This is a genomic window from Dyella sp. KRB-257 (assembly GCF_049445995.1).
Classification (GTDB): domain Bacteria; phylum Pseudomonadota; class Gammaproteobacteria; order Xanthomonadales; family Rhodanobacteraceae; genus Dyella_A.
The window spans coordinates 20,354-43,850 of the sequence record NZ_JBMSDZ010000015.1 but is presented as its reverse complement, the minus strand read 5'-3'; the positions used below and the strand labels follow the sequence as shown (position 1 = coordinate 43,850).

Below are 23,497 nucleotides of genomic sequence, written 5' to 3'. Positions count from 1 at the left end.
GGTGTCGTCGGTACCGTGCGCTGGCGAAAAGGAGAGCTAGATTAACAGGCTGCCGCGCGCGGGGCGGGCGCGGAGGCGTGCTCGATCACCGCCAGATGGCGCTCGCCCTCCAGCCCCGGCACGGCCAGCGCGTGCATCGCGGTCAGCACGAAGCCCGGCGGCAGCCCGGCCAGCTCGTCGTCGGGGCGGCGGCCCTTCATCGCCAGCCAGCGCCCGCCGGGTGCCAGCAGGTGGCCGCCCCAGCCGAGCATGTCGGCGAAACTGGCGAACGCGCGCGCGGTGATGCAGTCGAACGAGCCTTGTACGTCCTCCACCCGCGACTGCACCGCCTGCACGCCGTCGAGCCTGAGCGCACGGATCGCCTCGCGCAGGAAGCGCACCTTCTTGCCGTTGGAATCGATCAGGGTGATCGCGCGCCCCGGCGCGGCGATCGCCAGCACGATGCCGGGCAGGCCGGCGCCGGTGCCCAGATCGGCCAGGGTCGCGCCGGTGACGCAGGGCAGGATCGCCAGCGAATCGAGCAGGTGGCGGGTGACCATCCCGGCCGGGTCGCGCACGGCGGTGAGGTTGTAGGCGGCGTTCCAGCGCGCCAGCAGGGCCTGGTAGTCGAGCAGACGCGGCACGGCGTCCGGCGGCAGCGCGAGGCCGAGCGCGGCGATGCCCTGTTCCAGACGGCGTTGCAGGGCGGCGCGCTCGGTCATGTCGGTTCCGGTGGGGCAAGGGCCGGTGAGTATCCGGCCGGCCGCGGGCAAAAGAAAACCCGCCGAAGCGGGCAAGGGCTTGCAACTCCCCTGGGCGCCGCGCTGCGCGGATCCCCGCTCAGGCGATCTCCAGCTCCACCCGCGTGACCATCACGCCGCGCTCGCGCAGCACGCCGTTGATCGCCTGCTTCATGCGCGTGCCGAGGTCGCGCCGGTCAGCGGCAGTCGGCGTCGGCTCGACGCTGAGCGCATCGAGCGCGCTGCGGCGGATCAGCTGCGCGGCCTCGTCGATCACCGCATCGGCGCGCTCGGGCTCCAGCACCTGCCAGTACACCGTGCCGCGCAGTTCGTGGCTGTCGGCCTGCGCCTGCTCGAAGCGCAGCACCTGACCGGCAAGATCGATGCGGTGACCGATGCGATCCAGCGCCGGCCACACCCAGTGCGTGCCCGGCTGCAGCAGGCGCAGCGGCTTGCCGCGGCGATACAGGCTGTACACCTGCCCGGCCGGTACGCGGCGCATCGCGCTGGCGACCAGGCCGGCGGCGAGGGCAAGAAGGGCAATGGTCAGGGCAAGCATATGAGAATCAGCAAGTTGAAGGATGTTGGTGGGATAAATGCAGAGCTCAAGGCTACAGGGAACTGTACCGGCTTGGATTAATTTAAATTTAACGGGCATCCGGCGTCCACCCCTGATGGCGTGATCCACCGCACATGCCCGCACTGCCGATCGCCAGGCGGATGCGGCCCACGCTCCTAGCAGCCTGTCGGGCTTTGCTGGTCGAGGCGAGAAGTCGGCTGTGCGAGGACGGATTTTCGACGTTTCGTCGGCCCATAGTGGTTCTATGGGTCGGCGAAACGGCGGAAATAGGGACCGCACCGCCGGATTCGCAGCCCGGCCGAGCAAAGTCCGACAGGCTGCTGGGTATCGGCCACGGCGCGGCGCGCTTGAACCGTCCGGGCGGGTCTCCGGCGAGGTTTCGGTGCGCGGGCTTGCTGCGCTGCATGAGTGTCGGTTCCACGAACCGTTGGGAGGGGAAAGCGCACTCCTTTGCGGGAGTAAGGAAATACCCGCGCCTGCTCCGGGCATATTCTTCTGCAACGCAACAAATGTCTGTTTTGCAGAAGCTTTACAAGCCCCGATGAAAACGTTTACGTTCCGCTCAGCGCCGGGTACCGGGGCGCATCCAAGGGCGGAAAACGTGACGACAGTGACCATCAAAGACGTGGCGCGGGAGGCCGGCGTGTCCGTGGCCTCCGTGTCGCGCGCGCTCAACGGTGGCGGCGGCGTCACCGCCGCCACCGGGGAGCGCATCCGCGCCGTCGCCAACCGCCTGCGCTACGTGCCGCACGGCGCTGCACGCAGCCTGATCACCCGCCGCACCCATACCGTCGGCGCACTGCTGCCGGACCTGTACGGCGAGTTCTTCTCGGAGCTGATCCGCGGCATCGACCTGGCCGCCCGCGCCCGGGGACTGCACCTGCTGGTGTCCAGCTCCCACGACGGCGTCGAGGATGCCGCCGCCGCGCTGCGCGCGATGCGCGGGCGGGTGGATGGCATGGTGATCCTGTCCTCGCGCGCGGACCTGGCGTTCCTGCGGGCCAACCTGCCCGAGACGCAGCCCGCCGTGCTGCTCAACAGCGCCGTGCGCGACGCGCACTACCGCGTGCTCAACATCGACAACGAAGGCGGCGCGCGCGCCATGGTGCGCCATCTGGTCGACGCCGGGCATCGGCAGATCGCCTTCATCACCGGCCCCGAGGGCAACTTCGACGCCGCGCGGCGCGAGCACGGCTACCGCGCCGCGATGGCCGAGTTCGCGCCCGGCACGCCGCTGCGGGTGGTGGCCGGCGAGTTCACCGAGGAGTCCGGCTACCGCGCCGGCCGCGAACTGCTCGCCACCGGCACGCGTCCGCAGGCCGTGTTCGCCGGCAACGACATGATGGCGATCGGCTGCCTGTACGCGTTCCAGGAAGCCGGCCTCGAGGTGCCGCGCGACATCGCGCTGGCCGGCTTCGACGACATTCCGATCGCGCGCTACGTCACGCCTGCCTTGACCACGGTGCGCGTGCGCATCGTCGACCTGGGGCGCGGCGCGCTCGAGCAACTGGCTGCGCTGCTGGATCCATCCGACCAGTCCACCACCGCCTCGTCCGACACGCTGGACTGCGAGGTGGTGATACGCGACAGCTGCGGCGCGCGTCCGCACGGCAAGTCATCCACCAAGAAAGCCCGTTGAGGGCACATCAGCAACATCCCTTTGGGAGGGTCGTCATGAAGGCTCCACTGCAACTGAAGAAGAAACTGCTCGCCAGCGTCATCGCCACCGCCGTGGTCGCGATCGGTGCGGCACCCTCGACGGCATGGAGCCAGTCCGCCTATGCCACGCTGCGCGGCAAGGCACCGGCCAACGCGCAGGTCACCGCGTTCAACCCCGCCACCGGCACCACCCGCCGCACCATCGCCAGCGTCGACGGCAGCTATACGCTGACCGGCCTGCAGCCGGGCACCTACCAGGTGGATGCGGGCCCGGGCACGCAGCAGACGGTAACGCTGACGGTGGCCTCCACCGCCACCCTCGACCTCACCGCAGGGGGTCAGGCACCGTCGGCAGCCAATGCCACCACCCTCGGCGGTGTCACCGTGTCGGCCACCACGCTGCAGGAAGTGAAGACGCCCGAGGTAGGCGGCACCATCTCGCTGCACCAGATCGACACCATCCCGCAGATCTCGCGCAACTTCCTGGAGTTCGCCGACACCGTGCCGGGCATGATTTTCCAAGTCGACTCCAACGGCAACACCACCCTGCGCGGCGGCGCGCAGAACAAGAGCTCCACCAACGTCTACATCGACGGCGTGGGTCAGAAGAGCTACGTGAAGGAGGGCGGCATCAGCGGCCAGATCGGCAGCCAGGGCAATCCATTCCCGCAGTTGGCGATCGGTGAGTACAAGGTGATCACCTCCAACTACAAGGCCGAGTACGACCAGATCTCCTCGGCCGCGGTGACCGCCCAGACCAAGTCGGGCACCAACGAATTCCACGGCGAAGTGTTCGGCCGCTACACCAACGACTCGTTCAGGGCCAAGACGCCGGCCGAGGAGAAAGCCAACCGGAAGACTTCGTCCAAGGAGAAGGAGTATGGCTTCGCGCTCGGCGGCCCGATCATCCAGAACAAGATGCACTTCTTCATGACCTACGAGGCGAAACGCTTCAACACGCCGATCACCGTGGTCCCCGATCCGAACGCCACCGCCGGCGTGCCCTACCTGCCGGCCGACGTGGCCGCGCAGCTGGGTCCGGCCAACCTGCCGTTCGAGGAGAACCTGTACTTCGGCAAGATCGACTGGGAGCCGACCGACCGCGACCGCTTCGAGCTGAGCGCGCAGATCCGCAAGGAGAAGCAGGTCGGCGGCGTGGGCGGCGTGGACGCGGCCTCGGCCAAGTACAACACCAAGAACGATGACAAGCGCTACGTGCTGCGCTGGCAGCACAGCGGCGAGGCGTACTTCAACGAGCTGCTGCTCACCCACGAGGACGCGTTCAACGCGCCGGTGGCGGCCAACATCGGCAACGGCTCGATCTATACCTATGCCAACGGCACCAGCGATCCGACCATCATCCACGTGGGCTCGGCCAACCCGCTGGCGACGCAGAACAAGGGCCAGAAGGGTCCGTCGATCCAGGACGACCTGACCTTCAACGACCTGCAGTGGCACGGCGACCACGTGGTCAAGACCGGCGTTAAGCTCAAGGACATCACGCTCAAGGCAGCCGATGCCCAGGACATCAATCCGCAGTTCTTCTACAACGTCACCAGCGCCGGCCCCGGCGCCATTCCGTACAAGGCGTTCTTCACCAAGCCGGTCACCGGGCTGGGCCTGAGCCCCACAGTGACCACCAAGGCCAAGCAGTTCGGCATCTACGTGCAGGACGACTGGGCGGTCAACGACAAGCTCACGCTGAACCTCGGCGTGCGCTGGGACTACGAGAAGAACCCGGCCTATACCGGTTTCGTCACGCCGCAGAACGTGATCGACGCGTTCAACTCGCAGGACCCCAGCGCTCCGGCCGGCCAGACCTATGCGCAGAGCCTGGCGCTGGGCGGCATCAACGTGAACGACTACATAAGCAACGGCCACAACCGGAAGAACTACAAGGGCGAGTGGCAGCCGCGGCTGGGCTTCTCCTACGACATCGACGGCGACGAGGCCCACGTGATCCACGGCGGCGTGGGCCGCGCCTACGACCGCAACCTGTTCGACTACCTGCAGCTGGAAACCACCAAGGCGGCGCTGCCGCAGTTCACGGTGAACTTCCGCGACCCGACTACCGGCGCGTGCTATCGCAACGCCTCGCCGTGCTTCGATTGGAATCCGTCCTATCTCAATGGCCTGCCCAACCTGCAGAGCCTGCTGCAAGCGAGCAATGCGGGCACCGAGGTGGACCTGCTCAACAACCATCTCAAGGCACCGCATTCGGACCAGTTCAGCATCGGCATGTCCAACCGCATCGGCGACTGGCAGACCGACGCCACCGTGGCCCGCGTGCTGACCTACGACGGCTTCGCCTTCACCCTGGGCAACCGCTACCCCAACGGCGACTTCTTCCAGAACGGCAGCCAGCCGTGGGGCCACCCGGTGCCGGGCTTCGGCGCGCTGATCATCGGCAACAACGGCATCCAGACCCGCAGCACCCAGTTCCTGCTGTCGGTCGATAAGCCCTACACCCGGGAATCAGGCTGGGGCGCGACCTTCGCCTACACCTTCACCAGCGCCAAACAGAACCGTGACATCAACGAGCACTACTCGTTCGACGAGGCGACCGTCGGCAACTACCCGTTCATCGACTCCAACGCGGCGCCACGCCACCGCCTGGTGGCCACCGGCGTGATCGATGGTCCGTGGGACATCACCATGTCGGCCAAGCTCACGCTGGCCACGCCGACCCCGGGCAACACGATCGCCTGCTACTGGACCTATACCTACCCCACCGGCAGCCACTGCACGCCGGCGGCGGGCACGCCGCAGGCCACCGGGCGCTTCCTGATGGGCGGCAAGGTGTTCGGCTACCGCGACGTGGATTTCCAGGCCACCAAGGACTTCAACCTGGGCCACGGCATCACCCTGTACGGCCGGTTCGACGTGCTCAACGTGTTCAACTTCCGCAACTACTCGGACCTGATCTTCAACGCCGGGCCGAACCCGGGACAGTTGAGCACGGTCTACAACCCGGCTGGCAACATCACCTTCGTGCCGCGCACCTTCAAGTTCGAAGTGGGCATGAAGTTCTAGTCGACCGCGGTGGCACCCCGCGCCTGCGGGTGCCACCTTTCCTCCCCCGGCGCGGCGGACGCCGCGCCGACTTTTTTCAGCGAGTGCGGCATGAGCGATTCGCGCATCAGGAACATCGTGATCGTGGGCGGCGGCACCGCCGGCTGGATGGCGGCGGCGGCGTTCGCCAAGGTGCTGGGCGCCGACTACGCGATCCGGCTGGTCGAGTCCGAGCAGATCGGCACCGTCGGCGTGGGTGAGGCCACCGTGCCGCACCTGAAGCTGTTCAACAACCTGCTCGGCATCGACGAGATCGAGTTCGTCCGCCGCGTGCAGGGCACGTTCAAGCTGGGCATCCAGTTCAACGACTGGGGGCAGCCGGGCGACTCCTATATCCACGGCTTCGGCGAGCTGGGCCGCATGCTCGGCCTGCTGCCGTTTCACCAGTACTGGATCCGCGCCGCCCAGCTCGGGCTGGCGGCGGACCTGGGCGAGTACTCGCTCAACACGCTGGCCGCGCCGCGCGGCAAGTTCATGGCCTCGGCCAGCGACGTGCCGGCCAGCTCGCCGCTGGCGAACATCGCCTACGCCTACCACTTCGACTCCGGCCTGTACGCGAAGCTGCTGCGCGAGTACGCCGAAGCCCGCGGCGTGCGCCGCACCGAGGGCCGGATCGCGCAGGTGCGCCAGCGCGCCGGGGACGGCTTCGTGCAGGCCGTGGTGCTGGAAAGCGGCGAGGCGATCGAGGGCGAGCTGTTCATCGACTGCTCGGGCTTCCGCGGCCTGCTGATCGAGCAGACGCTGCATGCCGGCTACGACGACTGGACGCACTGGCTGCCGTGCGACCGCGCGCTGGCGGTGGCCTGCGAGAAGGTCGGCCCGCCCACCTCGTACACCCGCTCCACCGCCCGCGCCGCCGGCTGGCAGTGGCGCATTCCGCTGCAGCACCGCACCGGCAACGGCCACGTGTATTCCAGCGCGCACCTCAGCGACGACGAGGCCGCCGCCACCTTGCTGGCCCACCTCGACGGCAAGGCGCTGGGCGAACCACGGCCGCTGCGCTTCACCACCGGCCTGCGCCGCAAGACATGGGACCGCAACGTGGTCGCGCTGGGCCTGGCCAGCGGTTTCATGGAGCCGCTGGAATCGACCAGCATCTACCTGATCCAGTCGGGCATCTCGCGGCTGCTGAACCTGTTTCCGCGGCAGGGCTTCAGCCCGGTGCTGATCGAGCGCTACAACGCGCAGACGCGCTTCGAATGCGAGCGCATCCGCGACTTCCTGATCCTGCACTACCACGCCACGCAGCGCCGCGACACGCCGTTCTGGAACCAGTGCCGCACGATGGACATCCCCGCCTCGCTGAAGGACAACATCGCGCTGTTCCGCGACAGCGGAAGGTTCTTCCGCGAGGGCGAGGAGATGTTCGCGCAGGTCAGCTGGGTGCAGGTGATGATCGGCCAGGGCATCGTGCCGACCGGCTACCACCCGCTGGTCGACCAGCTGCCGCCGAAGGAGCTGGAAGCCTTCATGCAGCACGTGCAGCGCGTGATCGCCGACTGCGTGGAGGCGATGCCCGCCCACGAGGCGTTCATCGCGCGCTGCTGCCAGGCCGCTCCGGCCGGCGCGCCGATGGCCGCCTGATCCGTTCCACCGGCAAACGCACCCGCGTCGCCATCGCGCCGTCCCCGCGGCCCGCTCTCCCCCGTCAGCCACACGAGTCCACTCCCGATGTCCCCTGCTGCCCTGAACGGTTTTTGCATCAAGCTTCTGCTCGCCACGCTGGTGTCCGCCTGCGCATGGCCCGCGGCCGCGCAGGCGGCCACCGCGGCATCCACCGCATCGGCCACCTATCGACCCACCGCCGCGCAGATGGCGCTGGTCGACGACCTGGAGCAGCGCACCTTCCGCTGGTTCTGGGACAGCGCCGACCCGGTCACCGGGCTGGTGCCGGACCACTACCCGGGCAAGTCGTTCTCCAGCATCGCCGCGGTCGGCTTCGGCCTGACCGCCTACGGCATCGGCGTGGAGCGCGGCTACATCACCCGCGAGCAGGCGGTGCAGCGCACGCTGGCCACGCTGAAGTTCTTCCACGATGCACCGCAGAACGCCAGCGAGGACGACGTCGCCGGCTACCACGGCTTCTTCTACCACTTCCTCGACATGGGCACCGGCAAGCGCTGGGGCCGCAGGGTCGAGTTGTCCAGCGTGGACACCACCCTGCTGCTCGGCGGCGTGCTGTTCGCGCAGTCGTACTACGACCGCGACACGCCCGAGGAGAAGCAGATCCGTGCGCTGGCCGACGACATCTATCGCGCGGTCGACTGGCCGTGGATGCAGGCGCGCCCGCCGCTGATCTCGATGGGCTGGACGCCCGGCGGCAAGTTCATCCCGGCCGACTGGAAGGGCTACAACGAGGGCAAGCTGGTCTACATCCTGGCGCTGGGCTCGCCGACCCATCCGGTGAAGCCGCAGGCGTGGACCGCGTGGTGCTCCACCTACGACCGCACCTGGGGAAGCTTCTACGGGCAGACCTTCCTCAACTTCGCGCCGCTGTTCGGCCACCAGTACACCGAGTCGTGGGTGGACTTCCGCGGCATCCGCGACGACTGGAACCGCCAGCACAGCCTCGACTATTTCGAGAACGGCCGCCGCGCCACCTACAGCCAGCGCAACTACGCCATCGCCAATCCCGGCGGCTGGACCGGCTACGGCCCGAACGTGTGGGGCCTGACCGCCAGCAACGGTCCCGGCGGCGTGGTGGTGAATACCGCTGACGGCAAGCGCAAGTTCCATGGCTACACCGCCCGCGGCGCCGGGCTGGACTACATCTCCGACGACGGCACCATCGTGCCGACCGCGGCCGGCGGCTCGATCGCGTTCGCGCCGGAGATCGTGATCCCGGCGCTGCAGACGATGAAGCAGCGCTACGGCCAGTCCATCTACGACCGCTACGGCTTCGTCGATGCCTTCAACCCGAGCTTCCATGCCCAGACCACGCTGCGCACAGGCAAACTGGTGCCTGACCTGGGCTGGGTCGATACCGTGCAGTTGGGCATCGACCAGGGTCCGATCCTGCTGATGATCGAGAACTGGCGCAGCGGCTTCGTATGGAACGTGATGAAGAAGAATCCGTACATTCGCCGGGGCCTGCAGCGCGCGGGCTTCCGCGGCGGCTGGCTGGCGGCGCCGGAGCCGGCCGCGCCGTGAGCATGCCGGCACGAGCCTGGCGGCAGCGGCTCGCGCGGGTCGTGCTGCTGGCCGGGGTCGTGCTTGGCGCCGGCTGCGCTCGCCAGGCGAGCTCCGCGCAGACGCTCACCTTCTGGACCTTCGGTCCGGAGGGCGAGGCGGTGCAGGCGCTGCTGCCGGCATTCGAGCGCGCGCGCCCGGAGATCACCGTGAACGTGCAGCAGCTGCCGCTGAGCGCCGCGCACCAGAAGCTGCTCACCGCCTACGCCGGCGACTCGATGCCGGACATGATGCAGCTGGGCAACACCTGGCTGCCGGAGATGGTGGCGCTGGATGCGCTGGCGCCGCTGGACGCGCGCGTGCGCGGCTCGACCCGCGTGGCGCCGTCCGACTACTTCGACAGCATCTGGGCCACCAACGTGCTCGATGGCCGGCTCTACGGCGTGCCGTGGTACGTCGACACGCGGCTGCTGTTCTATCGCGTCGACCTGCTCAAGGCGGCCGGCTTCGACCATCCGCCGCGCGACTGGGCGCAGTGGCGCCGCATGCTCGCTGCGCTCAGCGATCCGGCCGCGCACCGCTACGGCATCCTGCTGCCCACCAACGAGTACGAGCAGCTGATGTCGCTGGCGCTGGAACAACCCGAGCCGCTGCTGCGTGACGGCAACCGCTACGGCAACTTCGAGAGCGCCGGGTTCAAGCGCGCGCTGCGCTTCTACGTCGACACGTTCCGCCTGCACCAGGCGCCGGCGATCAGCAACGTGGTGGCCGGCAATCCGTGGGAGGAGTTCGGCCGCGGCGTCTACGCGTTCTATTTTTCCGGGCCGTGGAACATCGGCGAGTTCCGCAGCCGGCTGCCGGCCAGTGCCCAGTCGAGCTGGGACACCGCGCCGCTGCCCGGTCCGGACGGTCCGCCCGGCACCGGTGCCGCCGGCGGCGCCAGCCTGGTGATCTTCCGCGGCTCGCCGCACAAGGACGCCGCCTGGGCGCTGATCGAGTACCTGTCCGAGCCGGCGGTGCAACGGCGCTTCTACGCCCTGGTCGGCGACATGCCGCCGCGGCGCAGCGCCTGGGACGGCGGCGCGCTGAGCCGCGATCCCAAGGCACAGGCCTTCCGCGTCCAGCTCGAGCATGTCAAGCCGACCCCGCCGGTGCCGGAGTGGGAGCGCATCGCCAACGAGATGCAGCTGGCCGCCGCGCGGGTGATCGCCGGCGAGCTGAGCGTCGACCAGGCCTGCGCGGAACTGGACCGCCGCGTCGACACGATCCTGGAGAAGCGCCGCTGGGTGCTCGACCAGCGCAAGGAGGCGCGATGAACCGGCAGCGCGTCGCCTGGCTGTTCCTCACCCCCGCGCTGGTCGTGCTCGGCGTGTTCTTCGCGCTGCCGGTGCTCGGCGCGCTGGCGTTGAGCTTCACCGACTACGACCTGTACGCGCTGGCCGACCCGCACAACGTGCGCTTCGTCGGGCTGCACAACTACTGGACGCTGCTGCACCGGCCGGTGTTCTGGGCGGCACTGGGCCACACCATCTACTTCGTGGCGGTCGGCGTGCCGCTGTCGATGGCGGTGTCGCTGGGTGCCGCCTTGCTGCTCAACTCGCCGCTGGCGGGGGCGCGGGCGTTCTTCCGCACCGCGCTGTTCGCGCCGGTGGTGACCACGGTGGTGGCGGTGGCGATCGTCTGGCGCTACCTGTTCAACACCAGGTACGGCGTGGTCAACGCGCTGCTGGAGGGGCTCGGCCTGCATCCGGTGGACTGGCTGGGCGACCCGCACTGGGCGATGCCGACCATCATCCTTTTCGCGGTGTGGAAGAACTTCGGCTACAACATGATCATCTTCATGGCCGGCCTGCAGGCGATCCCCGCCGAACTGTACGAGGCCGCGCGCATCGATGGCGCCTCGCCGTGGCGGCAGCTGCGCCACATCACCCTGCCGCTGCTGCGGCCGACGTTGCTGATGGTGGCGATCCTCACCGTGTCGGGCTATTTCCAGCTGTTCGCCGAACCCTACGTGATCACCGAGGGCGGTCCGCTGCAGAGCACGGTGAGCGTGCTGTACCTGATGTACGACGAGGGCTTCACCTGGTGGAACCTGGGCTCGGCCTCGGCGGTGGCGTTCGCGCTGTTCATCGTGATGTTCGCGGTGACCGCGCTGATGCTGCGGCTGGCGCGGCGCGACGCCTCCGAGGGCAAGCCGGCATGAGCCCGCGCCTCGCCCAGGTGATCGTCAACGGCCTGCTGTTCGCCGGCACCGCGGTGGCGCTGTTTCCGCTGGCGTGGATGGTGTCGGTGTCGTTCATGCATCCGGGCGAGTCGGGTACGCTGCCGCCGCCGCTGCTGCCCGCGCACGCCACGCTGGACAACTACCGCATGCTGTTCCTGCGCGCGGGCATGGGCCGCTATCTGGCCAACAGCCTGGCGGTGGCAGGCGGGATCACGCTGCTGTCGCTGGCGTGCAACCTGATGGCCGGCTACGCGTTCGCCAAGCTGCGCTTCCGCGGCCGCGCGGCACTGTTCAAGGGATTGCTGGGCGCGCTGGTGATCCCGGCGCAGGTGGCGATGCTGCCGCTGTTCCTGCTGCTGAAATACCTGGGGCTGGTGAACAGCTATGCCGGCGTGGTGCTGCCGGCGCTGGCCAGCGTGTTCGGCATCTTCCTGGTGCGCCAGTACGCACGGGGCATTCCGCGCGAGCTGCTGGAGGCCGCGCGCATCGACGGCGCCGGCGAGGCGCGCATCTTCGTGCAGATCGTGCTGCCGCTGCTCAAGCCGATCGTGGTGACGCTGGCGATCATCACCTTCCTCACCGCCTGGAACGACTTCATGTGGCCGCTGATCGTGCTGACCGGGCAGGAGCACTACACCTTGCCGATCGGTCTGGCCTCGCTGGCGCGCGAGCACGCGCGCGACACCGAACTGATGATGGCCGGCGCGGTGATCACCGTGCTGCCGGTGCTGGCGCTGTTCCTGGCGCTGCAGCGCTACTACCTGCAGGGCCTGCTGCTGGGCAGCGTGAAGCGATGAACGCGACAGGCTCCGTGCGACTGCCGCTGCGTTACCGACTGGCCTGGATGCTGCTGTGGTTCGCGCTGCTCGGTGCACTGGCGGTGTTCGGTGAACATTCGCCGGCGCCGATGCCGTCAACCGCGCGCCCGCAGCTGCGCCAGGCCGGGTGGTCCGGTGCCGACGCGGGCGACAGCGGACCGACAACCCACGACCGGACGCGATCCGGCGGCGCTGCCGCCGCCGACGCGGCGTTCCGCCAGCCCTGATGACGGCCGCGGCAGGCAATCCGGTCGTGGTGGTGATGGGTGTGTCCGGCAGTGGCAAGAGCAGCTTCGGCGCCGCGTTGGCCGATGCCCTGCACGCGCGCTTTCTCGACGCCGACGACCTGCACCCGCCCGTCAACCGCCGCAAGATGGCCGCCGGCATTGCGCTGGACGATGCCGATCGGCAGCCGTGGCTGGACGCCGTGGCCATCTGGATGGCCAAACGCAGCGAACAGGGCGAACCCGGCGTGGTCGCCTGCTCGGCGCTGCGCCGGCGCTATCGCGATCGCCTGCGCGCGTCTGGCGGCGAGGTGCGCTTCGTCTACCTGCGCGTACCCGAAGCCGAGCTGCGCCGGCGCATGGAGCACCGCATGCACTTCATGCCACCCGCCCTGTTGCGCAGCCAGCTCGACACGCTGGAAGACCCGAGCGGGGAACCCGATGTCCTGACGCTGGACGGCACCCGGCCTCTGGCAGACAGCGTCGCGCACACCATGGCGTGGCTCGACATGGGCAAGCCGAGCGGCGAGCTATCGGCGCACCCCCGGTAGGAGCGCACCCTGTGCGCGAATGCTCCTGCTCCTGATCGACATCAATGCCAAAAGCATTCGCGCACAGGGTGCGCTCCTACCGGGGAATTCAGAACCGGCCCGCGCGGAAGTCGGCGATGGCCTCGTGGATCTGCTCGGTGGTGTTCATCACGAACGGGCCGTAGCGGGCCACCGGCTCCCTCAGCGGCTGGCCGGCGACCAGCAGCACGCGCGCCGGCGCCTCGCCGCCGGCGATGGTCACCGACTCGCCCTTGCCCAGCACCGCCAGCTCGCCGCGCGAAAGCGTTTCGCCGGCCACCCGCGCCGCCTCGCCCTCGAACACGTAGGCGAATGCACTGTGCCCTTGCGGCAGCGGCACGCTGACCGTGGCGCCCGGCTGCACGGCGAGGTCGAGGTAGATCGGTGCGGTGGCGACGCCGCGGACCGGCCCGCTGGCGCCGCCGAAGTCGCCGGCGATCACGCGCACTTCCACGCCGTCGGCCAGATGCACCACCGGAATCTTGTCCGGCGCGATGTCCTGGTAGCGCGGCGCGGTCATCTTGTCCTTGGCCGGCAGGTTCACCCACAGCTGGAAGCCCCACATCAGCCCGTTCTCCTGCTGCGGCATTTCCGAATGCACGATGCCGCGGCCGGCGGTCATCCACTGCACGCTGCCGGGGCCCAGATCGCCGCGGTGGCCGTGGTTGTCGCCGTGCTGCATGTGCCCGGCAAGCATGTAGGTGACCGTCTCGAAGCCGCGGTGCGGGTGCTCGGGGAAGCCGGCGAGGTAGTCGCCAGCCTGGTCGGAGCGGAACTCGTCCAGCAGCAGGAACGGATCGAGCATGTCCAGCGCGCTCTGGCCGATGATGCGCTTGAGCTTCACGCCCGCGCCGTCGGCGGTGTCCATGCCGCGGATGCGGCGGAAGATGCGGCGCTCGGTCATGACGGTGCTCCGGTGGGGTGATGGCCGGCAAGATGACTGCGCGCGGCGCCCGATCCAAGCGTGGCGGCGGGAACGGATCGTTCTGCCTGTGCGACGAAGTGGTTGGCCATGCTTCGGGATCGCTACGGTTTTCCTGCGGACTTTCCCGTCCCTCATGTCGTCATTCCCGCGAAAGCGGGAATCCATTGTGTTCTGATGCAAAGTCAAAATGGATTCCCGCTTTCGCGGGAATGACGGCCCGGGAAGGTGGTGCTTCCCGGTCTTCACACCTCAGGCTTCAGTGCACCCAGTGCCCGCTGCGCTGGCGCGGCGGCGCGGCGGCTTCCTCGCTGTCGGCGGCGAGGGCCTGGACCTGGGCGTCGAGCTCGGCCTCGGTGGCCGGGTGCTCCTGCCAGTACTGGCTCACCGCATCGAGCACCACCGGTATCTGCGCCAGGCATTCGTCGTACTCCTCGTCGCTGAGCTTCTCGAACTCGGCCTCGGCGTTGAGGATGCCTTCGTCCACCGCCAGCGCCATCACCGGGCCGAGCAACCCCATCAATTCCGGATCGTCGGCGAGGCGCTTCTCCCACAGCCCGGCGCGCAGATCGATGCCGCGGCTGAAGCCCTCGCACCAGCCGGCGGCGCTGAGCGCCGGACCCATGTCGGTGTCGATCTCGCCGAGGATCGGCTCGTAGGCATCCACATCCAGCTCGGCCTCGATCGAGTCGTTGAGCTTGGCCAGCAGGGCGAGCACGCGATTGCCTTCGTCCTCGTCGGCGAACGGCTGGTGCAGCACTTCGGGCAGCCATTCCTCGGGGGTCACCAGCATCGGGCCGACCACCAGCGCGGAGAGCAGGCCGTGCACGCCGTCGAGCAGCAGGCTGTCGTCCTCGGCGTGGGCGCGCAGGTAGCGGTCCAGTTCGTCCAGTTCGCGGTCGTCGAGCGAGCTGGGCCAATCGTTGGGAGAAGTGTTCATGGGGCTCAGCTATCCAGGTCCAGCGTCACCGGCGTGTGGTCGGAGGGGCGCTCCCAGCGGCGCGGTTCGCGGTCGATGGCGGCGGCGCGCGCGCGCGGCTTGAGCGCTTCGCCGATCAGGATCAGGTCGATGCGCAGGCCCATGTTGCGCCGGAAGGCGGCCTGTCGGTAGTCCCACCAGCTGAAGTGGCCGGCGTCGGTTTCGAACAGGCGGAAGCTGTCGTGCAGGCCGAGCTCGGTGATCGCCTTGAGCGCCGCGCGCTCGGGCGGCGAGCAGAGAATGTCTTCGCCCCAGGCGACCGGATCGTAGACGTCACGATCGTCCGGGCAGATGTTGAAGTCGCCCAGCACCACCAGGTTCGGGTGGCGCGCCAGTTCGGCGGCGAGGAACTCGCGCACGCGGGCCATCCAGTCCAGCTTGTAGGCGTATTTCTCGTCGCCCACCGCCTTGCCGTTGACCACGTACAGGTCGACCACGCGCAGCTCGCCGACGGTGGCGGCGAGGATGCGCCGCTGCGGGTCGTCCAGCCCGGGAATGTCGGTGACCACGTCGGCGAACGCGGGCTGGGTATCTGTCCGCGCCAGCAGCGCCACGCCGTTGTAGGTCTTCTGCCCCGCGTACACCGCGCGGTAGCCGGCGGCGGCGAGCGCGTCGACCGGGAACTTGGCGTCCTCCAGCTTGGTTTCCTGTAGCGCCACCACGTCGGGCTGCGCATCGGCCAGCCACTGGGTGAGATGCGGCAGGCGCACGTTGAGCGAGTTGACGTTCCAGCTGGCGATCTTCATCGGCGCATTGTAAGGGATGCCATCGAGCGCGATCGCGTCGTGATCCAGCCCGGCAGCCCCGGACTTCGCCCGGCACGGTGAGCGGCAAAGCCGCCGGTGCAGGTTGCGGCACCGACGGCTTGCAGCCAGTCAGTCGATCAACCCGTGGCTGCGCAGCAGCGCCTCCGGCTCGGGCCTGCGGCCGCGGAAGGCGACAAAGCTTTCCAGCGCGGGACGGCTGGCGCCGACGGCGAGGATCTCCCGGCGGAAGCGCGCGCCGGTGGCCGGGTCGATCACGCTGCCGCCCGCCTTCGCCGCTTCCTCGAACGCGCCGAAGGCGTCGGCGCTGAGCAGCTCCGCCCACAGGTAGCTGTAGTAGCCGGCCGCGTAGCCGCCGGCGAAGATGTGGCTGAAGGCGTGCGGGAAGCGCTGCCAGGCCGGCGGGTGCAGCACCGCCACTTCCTTGCGCACCTGCTCGAGCACGGCCATCGGCCGGGCGCCCTGCGCCGGGTCGTAGTCGCGGTGCAGCAGGAAGTCGAACAGCGCGAATTCGAGCTGGCGCACCAGGAACAGGCCGGCGTGGAAATGCCGGGCGGCGAGCATGCGCTGGAACAGTTCTTCCGGCAGACGTTCGCCGGTCTGCCAGTGGCGGGCGAACAGGTCCAGTGCCTCGCGGTTCCAGCCGAAGTTCTCCATGAACTGACTGGGCAGTTCCACCGCGTCCCATTCCACGCCGTCGATGCCACCGATCGACGGCAGGTTCACCTCGGTCAGCAGGTGGTGCAGGCCGTGGCCGAACTCGTGGAACAGGGTGAGCACGTCGTCGTGGGTGAGCAGGGCCGGTCGGCCCTCGGTGGGCGGCGCGAAGTTGCAGGTGAGGAAGGCCACCGGCAGCTGCTTCCCGATTCCATCTGGCTCGTCGCCATCGTCGAAGCGCGCGCGGCACACGTCCATCCACGCGCCGCCGCGCTTGCCGCTGCGCGCGTACAGGTCGACGTAGGCGCCGGCGAACACGCGGCCGTCGGCGTCGGTCACGTCGTAGTAGCGCACGTCCGGATGCCACACGTCGACGTCGTCGCGCGCGGTGAGCGTGATGCCGTAGAGCTTGCGGGTGATCGCCCACAGGCCGTCGATCACCGCCGGCAGCGGGAAGTACGCCTTGAGCTGCTCCTCGTCCAGCGCGTACTGCTGCTGGCGCAGTTTTTCGGCGGCGTAGGTGATGTCCCAGGGTTCGAGGTTGTCGAGCTTGAGCGTTTCACTGGCGAAGGTGCGCAGCGCATCCAGCTCCCGCTTCGCCACCGGCTTGGCGCGCGCGGCAAGCTCGCGCAGGAAGGCGAGCACCTCGTCCGGCGAGGAGGCCATCTTGGTCGCCAGCGATTCTTCCGCGGCGTTGGCGAAGCCGAGCAGCTGCGCGGCCTCGTGGCGCAGCGCCATGATCTGCTCGATGCGCGCGCTGTTGTCGTACTTGCCCGCGTGCGGGCCCTGGTCGGAGGCTCGCGTCTGGTAGGCCCAGTAAACGCGCTCGCGCAGCTCGCGCTGGTCGGCGTAGGTGAGCACCGCCTGCACGCTGGGCTGCTTGAGCGTGACGAGAAAACCCTCCAGCTCCTGCTCCCTGGCATACTGGCGCAGCACCGCGCGACCGGACTCGGGGATGCCGGCCAGGTCGCGCTCGTCGGTGATGTGCTCGTGCCAGGCGTCGGTGGCGTCGAGCACGGCATTGGAGAACTCGGTGGACAGCCTGGACAGCGCCACGCCGATCTCGCGGAAGCGGCTGCGCGATGGCTCCTCCAGCGCCACGCCGGACAGGCGGAAGTCGCGCAGCGCGTGCTCCACCAGCGAGCGCTGCGCGCGCGGCAGCGCGGCGAAATCGGGCGCATCGGCCAGCGCCTGCACGGCGACGTAGAGATCGCGGTTCTGGCCCAGTTCCAGCGCGTGGTCGGTGAGCTTTTCCTCGGCCGGACCGTAGGCCGCGCGCAGCGCCGGGGTGTCCGCCACCGAATGCAGGTGGCCGACCGGCGCCCAGGCGCGCGCCAGCCGCTGCTCCAGCCGCTCCTGGCCGAGCATCACGGTGTCGAAGTCGCGCGGCGCGTCGGGCGCGGTCATCGCGGCGATGGCGGCGCGGTAGTCGGCCAGCAGCGTGTCGACCGCCGGACCCACGTGCTCGGGGCGGATCGCCGAGAACGGCGGCAGCGGCGCGTCGGACAGCAGAGGGTTGCCGGGGGAGGCGGGTTCGGAAGCCATGGGATCTCCTGCGTGGTGAACCAGCGTGGCGACCGCGTGGGGCGAAATCAAGCGGCGCGGCGGGCGGCGGCGCGGTTCCGTCGCATCGCCCGCCTGCTGGTGCTCAACCACCCGCTGTTTGCCCGCCTGGACGAACCGACGCGCTGTACCTGCCGTCGACGCGGCGTGTCCGGGCATCCCGCCACGCGTTTGCGCGCGCTCTCTCACTCCTCACTCCTCACTCCTAGAATGGCCCCATGAGCATCCGCACCCATCAAGGCCACACGCCCGCGCTCGGCCAGCGCGTCTACGTCGATCCGGCGGCCACGGTGATCGGGCGCGTGGAGCTGGCCGACGACGTCTCGATCTGGCCCGGCGCGGTGCTGCGCGGCGACGTGCACTTCATCCGCGTGGGCGCGCGCAGCAACGTGCAGGACGGCGCCGTGGTGCACGTCACCCACGACGGTCCGTACTCGCCGGGCGGCTTTCCCACGCTGATCGGCGAGGGTGTCACGGTGGGCCACGGCGCGGTGATCCACGCCTGCTCCATCGAGGACTGCTGCCTGATCGGCATGCACGCCACCGTGCTCGACGGCGCGGTGGTGAGGAAGTACGGCTTCGTCGGCGCCGGCAGCCTGGTGCCGCCGGGCAAGGTGGTGGGCGAGCGCGAGCTGTGGCTGGGCAACCCGGCCCGCTGCGTGCGGCGGCTCAGCGACAAGCAGGTCGAGCAGATGCACTACTCCGCCGCGCACTACGTGCGGATCAAGGACGGCTATCTGGCCGAGGCGGGATGACGCCCCGGCGCGTGCTGTTCCGGTGCAGCCGGCACCGCGCCGACATTCCCGACCGCTACGCTTTCATGCAGCCCGAACCGGTGGCGCTGCTGGAGCGACGTGTCGGCCCGCTGCTGCGCTGAGGCGCTGCTCAGCGGGGCAGCCGCGGCTTCCACGGCCGCTTCGGCCCTGGCCCGCGCAGCATGGCGTACACCGGATCGGTGTCCGGCCGATGGCCGTGCCACAGCTCGAACGCATCGGCGGCGGTTTCCACCAGCATGCCCAGGCCGTCGAAGGCGAACAGCGCGCCGGCGCTGTGCGCCCAGGCGAGGAAGGCGATCGCGGCCTGGCCGTAGCTGAGGTCGTAGCAGAGCGCGCGGCTGCCGACGATGGCGCCGGGCAGTTCGAGCGCGGCACCGAGCACGCCGGCCGAGGTGGCGTTGAGGATCAGGTTGTAGCTGCCGATGTCGGCCAGGTCGCGCCAGTAGCGCGTGTGCACGCGCGCGGGCTCGCCGATGGCGTCGGCCAGTGCATCGGCCGGCCCCGGGCTGCGGTTGACGATGGTCAGGCTCTGCACGCCGGCGTCCAGCAGCGACCACGCCACGCCGCGCGCCGCGCCGCCGGCACCGAGCAGCAGCGCGTCGTGGCCGCGCAGGTCGATACTGTGGCGTTCGGTGAGGTCGCGCACCAGGCCGGCGCCGTCGGTGTTGTGCGCGGCGAGGCGGCCGTCATCCAGCCGGGTCAGCACGTTGGCGGCGCCGGCGCGCTGCGCCGCCTCGCTGGCGGTGTCGGCCAGCGCGAGCGCGGCGGCCTTGTGCGGCAGCGTGATGTTGGCACCGTGGCCGGCGGCGGCGAAGAAGTCGCGCACCGCCTCGGGAAAGTCCGCCGGCGCGGCGTCGATGGCGCGGTAGTCCACCGCCAGGCCGAACTGCTCGCCGAACGCGCGGTGGATGCGCGGCGACTGCGAGTGGCCGATCGGATGGCCAAACACGGCGTAGCGGCGGTCGGTCATGGCGCGGTTCCTGCGGATCGATGGCCGTCCATTCTACCCGCGCCGGGTCGGCACCGCGGCGTCGCCCGGACCTGGCTCACGGCTGCTCGAAGCCCGGCTGCCCCAGGTCGGTGCGCCGCTGCGGCACCTTGCGCACCTCATCCACCGGGAAGCCCTCGGCCTTGGCCACGTCGAGCAGGCGCTGGTACTCGGCCGCGGGAAGCCGGCGCTCGCGCGCCATGATCCACATCAGCTTGCGCGAGGGCAGGCCGATCAGCACCGAGCGGTAGTCGGGCGCGAGATCGACGATCACGTACCAGGTGCCCATGTAGCGGGCGAGGTCGACGTGCTTCGCCTGGCGCAGCCGCCGAGCAGGACGACGGCGAGCAGGGTGGGCAGGGCGGGCAGGGCGGTGAAGCGGGGTTTCATGGCGGGTCCTCGCGGAGGCGGCAAACAGATGTGGACAGGTACGGACTGGCGGTCCGGAATGATGCAGTTCGCCCCATCGCAGCCGCTGAGACGCGGGCCGGGGAAGCTCGGCGCCTGCATCCACGCCGTTGCCGGAGCTCGCCATGTCCCGTCGTTCATTGCCGCCGTTCCCGCTCGCCGATACCACGCCGTTCACCCAGTGGGCCACCGCCATCGGCCTGTGCTGGCTGGGCGTGGGGCTGTTCGCGCTGGTGCTGACACCGGTGCCCGCGCATACCCTGGCCTCGGGCTGGTCGCCGACGTTCTGGCTGGTGTTGGCGCCCGCGTGCGCCCTGCTGGGCCTGCGTCTGCGCGCCGGCTGAACGATATCGACCGTCCGCCGCAGACCGTTGCGTACACGGCGGACGGCGGCATCTGTGCTACGTGGCTGGGCTTTGGCGCGGCGGTGCTGACGGTCGGCGTGTGGGCGACGCGGCTGCTCGGCCGGACTGTCGCGACAGCGTGCGCCCGCGCGACACCGTGGCGTGCTTCGGCGGCGACGAGTTCGTGGTGGTGCTGGAGCGTTATCGCAGCCGCGGTAACCTGAGCGCGATCTGCGACAAGATCCTCGCCCGGGTCAGCGCGCCGGTGCTGGTGGCCGGGCAGAAGGTGACCGCCACCCCCAGCATCGGCGTGGCCATGTTCCCGAATGATGGCGCCGACGCGGCCGAACTGCTGCGCCACGCGTACATCGCGATGTACGGCCAAGCAGCGCGGCAAGGCCGGCTTCTGCTTCTACGAACCGCGCATGATCGAGCAGGCCAGCGAGCGCCTGGCGCTGTCCACCGAATTGCGCGAAGGCCTGGGCCGCGGCGAGATCCGCGTCTGCTATCAGCCGAAGGTGGACCTGCGCACGCGCGAACTGGTGGGGCTGGAGGCGCTGGCGCGCTGGGCGCATCCCAGCCGCGGCGCGCTGCCGCCGTCGGTGTTCATTCCGCTGGCCGAGGATTGCGGACTGATCGCCCGGTTCGGCGAGACGGTGGTGCACGAGGTGGCCGGGCAGATCGCGCAGTGGCGTGCGCAGGGCCTGCCGCTGGTGCCGGTGGCGATCAACCTGTCGATGCAGGAGCTGCACCGGCCAGGGTTTCCTGTTCGGACGTCCGCTCGATGCGGATCGGGTCGCCGCGATGCTGGGCGAACGCTGCGCCGCGCCTACGCTCGACGGCTGAGCGCGCTCAGCGGCCGATGCCGAGCCGCTTGTGCTCCATCCGGCGCAGGAATTCCTGCATCACGCGCAGGTAGAGGTCCTCGCCGAGGTAGAGGTCTTCCACGCCGGCGTCGATCGACGGGTTGTCGTTCACCTCGATCACCACCGGCTTGCCGCCCACCTGCTTGAGGTCGACGCCGTACAGGCCGTCGCCGACCGCGTTGGTGGCCTTCAGTGCGAGCTTGACCACCTCGGACGGGGCATCGCGCACGGGGATGGTCTCGAAGCCGCCGGACTTGGCGGTGCCCTTGGCGCCGTGGTTGTAGATCTGCCAGTGGCCGCGCGACATGTAGTACTTGCATGCGTATAGCGGCTCGCGGTTGAGCACGCCGATGCGCCAGTCGAACTCGGTGTAGAGGAACTCCTGCGCCAGCAGCAGCGCGCTGTGCTGGAACAGCTCGGCGGCCGCCTGCTCCAGCGCGGCGGCGTCCTCCACCTTGACCACGCCGCGCGAGAACGAGCCGTCGGGAATCTTCAGCACGATCGGGAAGCCGAGCTTCGCGCCGACTTCCTTCAGGCCCTTGGCGTTCTCGCGGTAGAGGATCTCGGTGCGCGGCACGGCGAGCTTGCGCGAGACCATCAGGTCGTTGAGGAAGATCTTGTTGGTGCAGCGCAGGATCGAGGCCGGATCGTCGATCACCACCATGCCTTCCTTCTCCGCGCGATGGGCGAAGCGGTAGGTGTGGTTGTCGCTGGCCGTCGTCTCGCGGATGAACAGGCCGTCGTACTCGGCCAGGCGCTGGTAGTCGTTCTTGCCAATCGGGTCGACCTCGATGCCGAGCTCCTTGCCCGCCTCGACGAAGGACTTCAGCGCCTTCTTGTTCGACGGCGGCATCTGCTCGTTGGGGTCCACCAGCATCGCGATGTCGTAGCGATAGCGCTTGCGCGCGCGCGGCTTGCGCCAGAGCTTCTTGGAGAAGCGGTCCAGCTCGGCGGCGAAGGCGTCCTCCTGGGCGTCGTCCAGCGTGTGCAGGCCGACCGGCTTGATCGAGGCGACCTGCCACACGCGTTCGCGCTCGAACTCGATGCGCAGCAGCGGGCAGGGAAACATCTCGAACACCTGGCGCGAGAGGTCCTGCAGCGCGGAGTAGGCGGTCTCGCCGAAGTACACCAGGATGCCGAAATCGGTGGTGTCGCGACCGCCGGCCGGCAGGAAGTGGGTGAGCTTCTGGTTGAGGTCGTCGATGTCCAGGCCGTACAGCGAGCGCCGGCGCAGGTCGTTGATGGTGCGCACCGAGGGCATCACGCGATGGCCGCGCGCCTCGGCCAGCAGCGACACGTAGTAGCCGGTGCCCAGGTACTTGTAGCTGCGGCACAGGTTGATGACGTGGGTGCGCTCGTCGTCGTTGCCGATCGGCTCGCGCAGGTAGTCCATCGCGCTCATCACGTCGACGGAGGGATAGTAGGAGCCCCAGTCGGAGGCCTTTTCGACAACGATGACCAGACGGGTCATGACACCTTCGATACGCGAAGAAAGGGGGCGTCGTCGCAGGAAATCGCGGGGGCGGCGCGGCGCAAGGCGCGCAGTGTCGCATAGCCGTCGCGGCGCACAAGCGGCGGCACTGAAGGGCTGCTAAACCGCGCCGGCCCCAGCCGCTGCGAGGGATGCGCCGGGGCTGGTCGCTGCACTACAGTGCCGCGCTCGTCACGCTCGCCGGATGCCCGGCGCTGCATGCTCCGCCCGCCCCTGCCGCCGGAATCCACCGCCCTGAAAGCCACCCACGCTGCCGCCTCGTCCGCCGTGCCCGCACCCGCCACCGCGGCGGTGCGCGTGCGCCGCGCCGAACTGTCCGACCTCGACGACCTGGTCGCGCTGGAAGACGCCACCTTCGACAGCGACCGCATGAGCCGCGCGCAGTACCGCCGCCACCTCGACAGCGACAGCGCCAGCGTGCTGGTGGCCAGCGCCAACCACCGGCGCTTCCTCGGCACCGCGGTGATGTTCTATCGCAGGGGCAGCACCGTGGCGCGGCTGTACTCGCTGGCCAGCCGGCCGGAGGCACGCGGCAAGGGGGTTGCCTCGGCGCTGCTGGCGGCGGTGGAACAGGCGGCGCGCCAGCGCGGCTGTCGCGAGCTGCGGCTGGAAGTGCGCATCGACAACGCCGCGGCGATCCGCCTGTACGAGCGACTCGGCTATTGCCGGCTCGCCCGGCTCGCCCGCTACTACGAGGACGATGCCGACGGCTGGCGTTACGGCAAGCGGCTCGACTGAACCATC

22 protein-coding genes and 2 pseudogenes are annotated in these 23,497 nt (G+C 69.4%); 15 read left to right on the top strand and 9 right to left on the bottom strand.

Features of this window, described 5'->3' with window-relative positions; genetic code table 11:
* Positions 1 to 41: 41 nt before the first annotated feature.
* Positions 42 to 701, bottom strand: a complete 660-nt coding sequence (rsmG, locus tag ACO2Q2_RS12265) for a 16S rRNA (guanine(527)-N(7))-methyltransferase RsmG (RefSeq protein WP_423256066.1) — start codon at positions 699 to 701, stop codon at positions 42 to 44.
* Between the two features lie 118 nt (positions 702 to 819).
* Positions 820 to 1,278 carry an SPFH domain-containing protein gene (locus ACO2Q2_RS12260; RefSeq protein WP_423256065.1) on the bottom strand — a complete coding sequence of 153 codons (459 nt, stop codon included), beginning with the start codon at positions 1,276 to 1,278 and terminating at the stop codon, positions 820 to 822.
* 622 nt (positions 1,279 to 1,900) lie between these two features.
* Between ACO2Q2_RS12260 and ACO2Q2_RS12255 the strand changes: the two genes are divergently transcribed.
* The 9 genes from ACO2Q2_RS12255 (at position 1,901) to ACO2Q2_RS12215 (ending at position 12,976) form a co-directional block, all read left to right on the top strand.
* Complete coding sequence (locus ACO2Q2_RS12255; RefSeq protein WP_423256064.1) at positions 1,901 to 2,938, top strand: LacI family DNA-binding transcriptional regulator; 1,038 nt, start codon at positions 1,901 to 1,903, stop codon at positions 2,936 to 2,938.
* Positions 2,939 to 2,973: 35 nt separating this feature from the next.
* Entirely contained in the window at positions 2,974 to 5,991 is a 3,018-nt protein-coding gene (locus ACO2Q2_RS12250) for a TonB-dependent receptor (protein WP_423256063.1), read from the top strand.
* A gap of 90 nt (positions 5,992 to 6,081) precedes the next feature.
* Positions 6,082 to 7,614: a tryptophan halogenase family protein gene (locus ACO2Q2_RS12245; RefSeq protein WP_423256062.1), complete on the top strand. Its 1,533-nt coding sequence runs from the start codon at positions 6,082 to 6,084 to the stop codon at positions 7,612 to 7,614.
* Positions 7,615 to 7,701: 87 nt separating this feature from the next.
* Complete coding sequence (locus ACO2Q2_RS12240; RefSeq protein ID WP_423256061.1) at positions 7,702 to 9,180, top strand: glucoamylase family protein; 1,479 nt, start codon at positions 7,702 to 7,704, stop codon at positions 9,178 to 9,180.
* A gap of 2 nt (positions 9,181 to 9,182) precedes the next feature.
* The gene (locus ACO2Q2_RS12235) at positions 9,183 to 10,475 is read left to right on the top strand and encodes an extracellular solute-binding protein (RefSeq protein WP_423256114.1); all 1,293 of its coding nucleotides are present in this window, start codon (positions 9,183 to 9,185) and stop codon (positions 10,473 to 10,475) included.
* A complete protein-coding gene (locus ACO2Q2_RS12230; protein ID WP_423256060.1) occupies positions 10,472 to 11,362 on the top strand; it encodes a carbohydrate ABC transporter permease in 891 nt (296 codons plus the stop codon). Before ACO2Q2_RS12235 ends, ACO2Q2_RS12230 begins: the two co-directional genes overlap by 4 nt.
* Positions 11,359 to 12,180 carry a carbohydrate ABC transporter permease gene (locus tag ACO2Q2_RS12225; RefSeq protein ID WP_423256059.1) on the top strand — a complete coding sequence of 274 codons (822 nt, stop codon included), beginning with the start codon at positions 11,359 to 11,361 and terminating at the stop codon, positions 12,178 to 12,180. The genes ACO2Q2_RS12230 and ACO2Q2_RS12225 overlap by 4 nt, the downstream gene beginning before the upstream one ends.
* A 14-nt stretch (positions 12,181 to 12,194) precedes the next feature.
* Positions 12,195 to 12,428, top strand: coding sequence for a hypothetical protein (locus tag ACO2Q2_RS12220; RefSeq protein WP_423256058.1), 234 nt, complete (start codon positions 12,195 to 12,197; stop codon positions 12,426 to 12,428).
* Positions 12,428 to 12,976 (top strand): gluconokinase, encoded by a 549-nt coding sequence (locus tag ACO2Q2_RS12215; RefSeq protein WP_423256057.1) that lies wholly within the window; start codon positions 12,428 to 12,430, stop codon positions 12,974 to 12,976. Before ACO2Q2_RS12220 ends, ACO2Q2_RS12215 begins: the two co-directional genes overlap by 1 nt.
* 88 nt (positions 12,977 to 13,064) lie before the next feature.
* On the opposite strand, the gene ACO2Q2_RS12210 is transcribed toward ACO2Q2_RS12215, so the two are convergent.
* The 4 genes from ACO2Q2_RS12210 to ACO2Q2_RS12195 form a co-directional block, all read right to left on the bottom strand.
* Positions 13,065 to 13,898, bottom strand: a complete 834-nt coding sequence (locus tag ACO2Q2_RS12210) for a pirin family protein (protein WP_423256056.1) — start codon at positions 13,896 to 13,898, stop codon at positions 13,065 to 13,067.
* A 277-nt stretch (positions 13,899 to 14,175) separates the two neighbouring features.
* Entirely contained in the window at positions 14,176 to 14,856 is a 681-nt protein-coding gene (locus ACO2Q2_RS12205; RefSeq protein WP_423256055.1) for a YecA family protein, read from the bottom strand.
* 5 nt (positions 14,857 to 14,861) lie between these two features.
* A complete protein-coding gene (gene xth / locus ACO2Q2_RS12200) occupies positions 14,862 to 15,641 on the bottom strand; it encodes an exodeoxyribonuclease III (RefSeq protein WP_423256054.1) in 780 nt (259 codons plus the stop codon).
* Between the two features lie 129 nt (positions 15,642 to 15,770).
* Positions 15,771 to 17,861: a M3 family metallopeptidase gene (locus tag ACO2Q2_RS12195; protein WP_423256053.1), complete on the bottom strand. Its 2,091-nt coding sequence runs from the start codon at positions 17,859 to 17,861 to the stop codon at positions 15,771 to 15,773.
* Between the two features lie 236 nt (positions 17,862 to 18,097).
* On the opposite strand from ACO2Q2_RS12195, the gene ACO2Q2_RS12190 reads away from it, so the two are divergent.
* Together ACO2Q2_RS12190 and ACO2Q2_RS12185 are read left to right on the top strand one after the other, a co-directional pair.
* Positions 18,098 to 18,634 carry a gamma carbonic anhydrase family protein gene (locus tag ACO2Q2_RS12190; protein WP_423256052.1) on the top strand — a complete coding sequence of 179 codons (537 nt, stop codon included), beginning with the start codon at positions 18,098 to 18,100 and terminating at the stop codon, positions 18,632 to 18,634.
* Positions 18,631 to 18,756, top strand: coding sequence for a hypothetical protein (locus ACO2Q2_RS12185; RefSeq protein WP_423256051.1), 126 nt, complete (start codon positions 18,631 to 18,633; stop codon positions 18,754 to 18,756). The genes ACO2Q2_RS12190 and ACO2Q2_RS12185 overlap by 4 nt, the downstream gene beginning before the upstream one ends.
* A gap of 8 nt (positions 18,757 to 18,764) precedes the next feature.
* On the opposite strand, the gene aroE is transcribed toward ACO2Q2_RS12185, so the two are convergent.
* Positions 18,765 to 19,625, bottom strand: coding sequence for a shikimate dehydrogenase (gene aroE, locus ACO2Q2_RS12180; RefSeq protein ID WP_423256050.1), 861 nt, complete (start codon positions 19,623 to 19,625; stop codon positions 18,765 to 18,767).
* A 76-nt stretch (positions 19,626 to 19,701) separates the two neighbouring features.
* Positions 19,702 to 19,932 carry a lipocalin family protein gene (locus ACO2Q2_RS12175; protein ID WP_423256048.1) on the bottom strand — a complete coding sequence of 77 codons (231 nt, stop codon included), beginning with the start codon at positions 19,930 to 19,932 and terminating at the stop codon, positions 19,702 to 19,704.
* A gap of 244 nt (positions 19,933 to 20,176) precedes the next feature.
* On the opposite strand from ACO2Q2_RS12175, the gene ACO2Q2_RS12170 reads away from it, so the two are divergent.
* The 3 genes and pseudogenes from ACO2Q2_RS12170 to ACO2Q2_RS12160 form a co-directional block, all read left to right on the top strand.
* On the top strand, positions 20,177 to 20,395 hold the full coding sequence (locus ACO2Q2_RS12170) for a hypothetical protein (protein WP_423256047.1): 219 nt from the start codon (positions 20,177 to 20,179) through the stop codon (positions 20,393 to 20,395).
* A 61-nt stretch (positions 20,396 to 20,456) separates the two neighbouring features.
* A pseudogene (locus tag ACO2Q2_RS12165) lies at positions 20,457 to 20,786 on the top strand (diguanylate cyclase domain-containing protein); the annotation flags it as partial.
* Positions 20,722 to 21,114: pseudogene (locus ACO2Q2_RS12160) on the top strand (EAL domain-containing protein); the annotation flags it as partial. The pseudogenes ACO2Q2_RS12165 and ACO2Q2_RS12160, both read left to right, overlap by 65 nt.
* Positions 21,115 to 21,247: 133 nt before the next feature.
* On the opposite strand, the gene ACO2Q2_RS12155 reads toward ACO2Q2_RS12160, so the two are convergent.
* A complete protein-coding gene (locus ACO2Q2_RS12155; protein ID WP_423256045.1) occupies positions 21,248 to 22,732 on the bottom strand; it encodes a RimK family protein in 1,485 nt (494 codons plus the stop codon).
* A gap of 219 nt (positions 22,733 to 22,951) precedes the next feature.
* Here ACO2Q2_RS12155 and ACO2Q2_RS12150 point away from each other — a divergent pair, with 219 nt between their 5' ends.
* Positions 22,952 to 23,491 (top strand): GNAT family N-acetyltransferase, encoded by a 540-nt coding sequence (locus ACO2Q2_RS12150; RefSeq protein ID WP_423256044.1) that lies wholly within the window; start codon positions 22,952 to 22,954, stop codon positions 23,489 to 23,491.
* Positions 23,492 to 23,497: the final 6 nt, after the last annotated feature.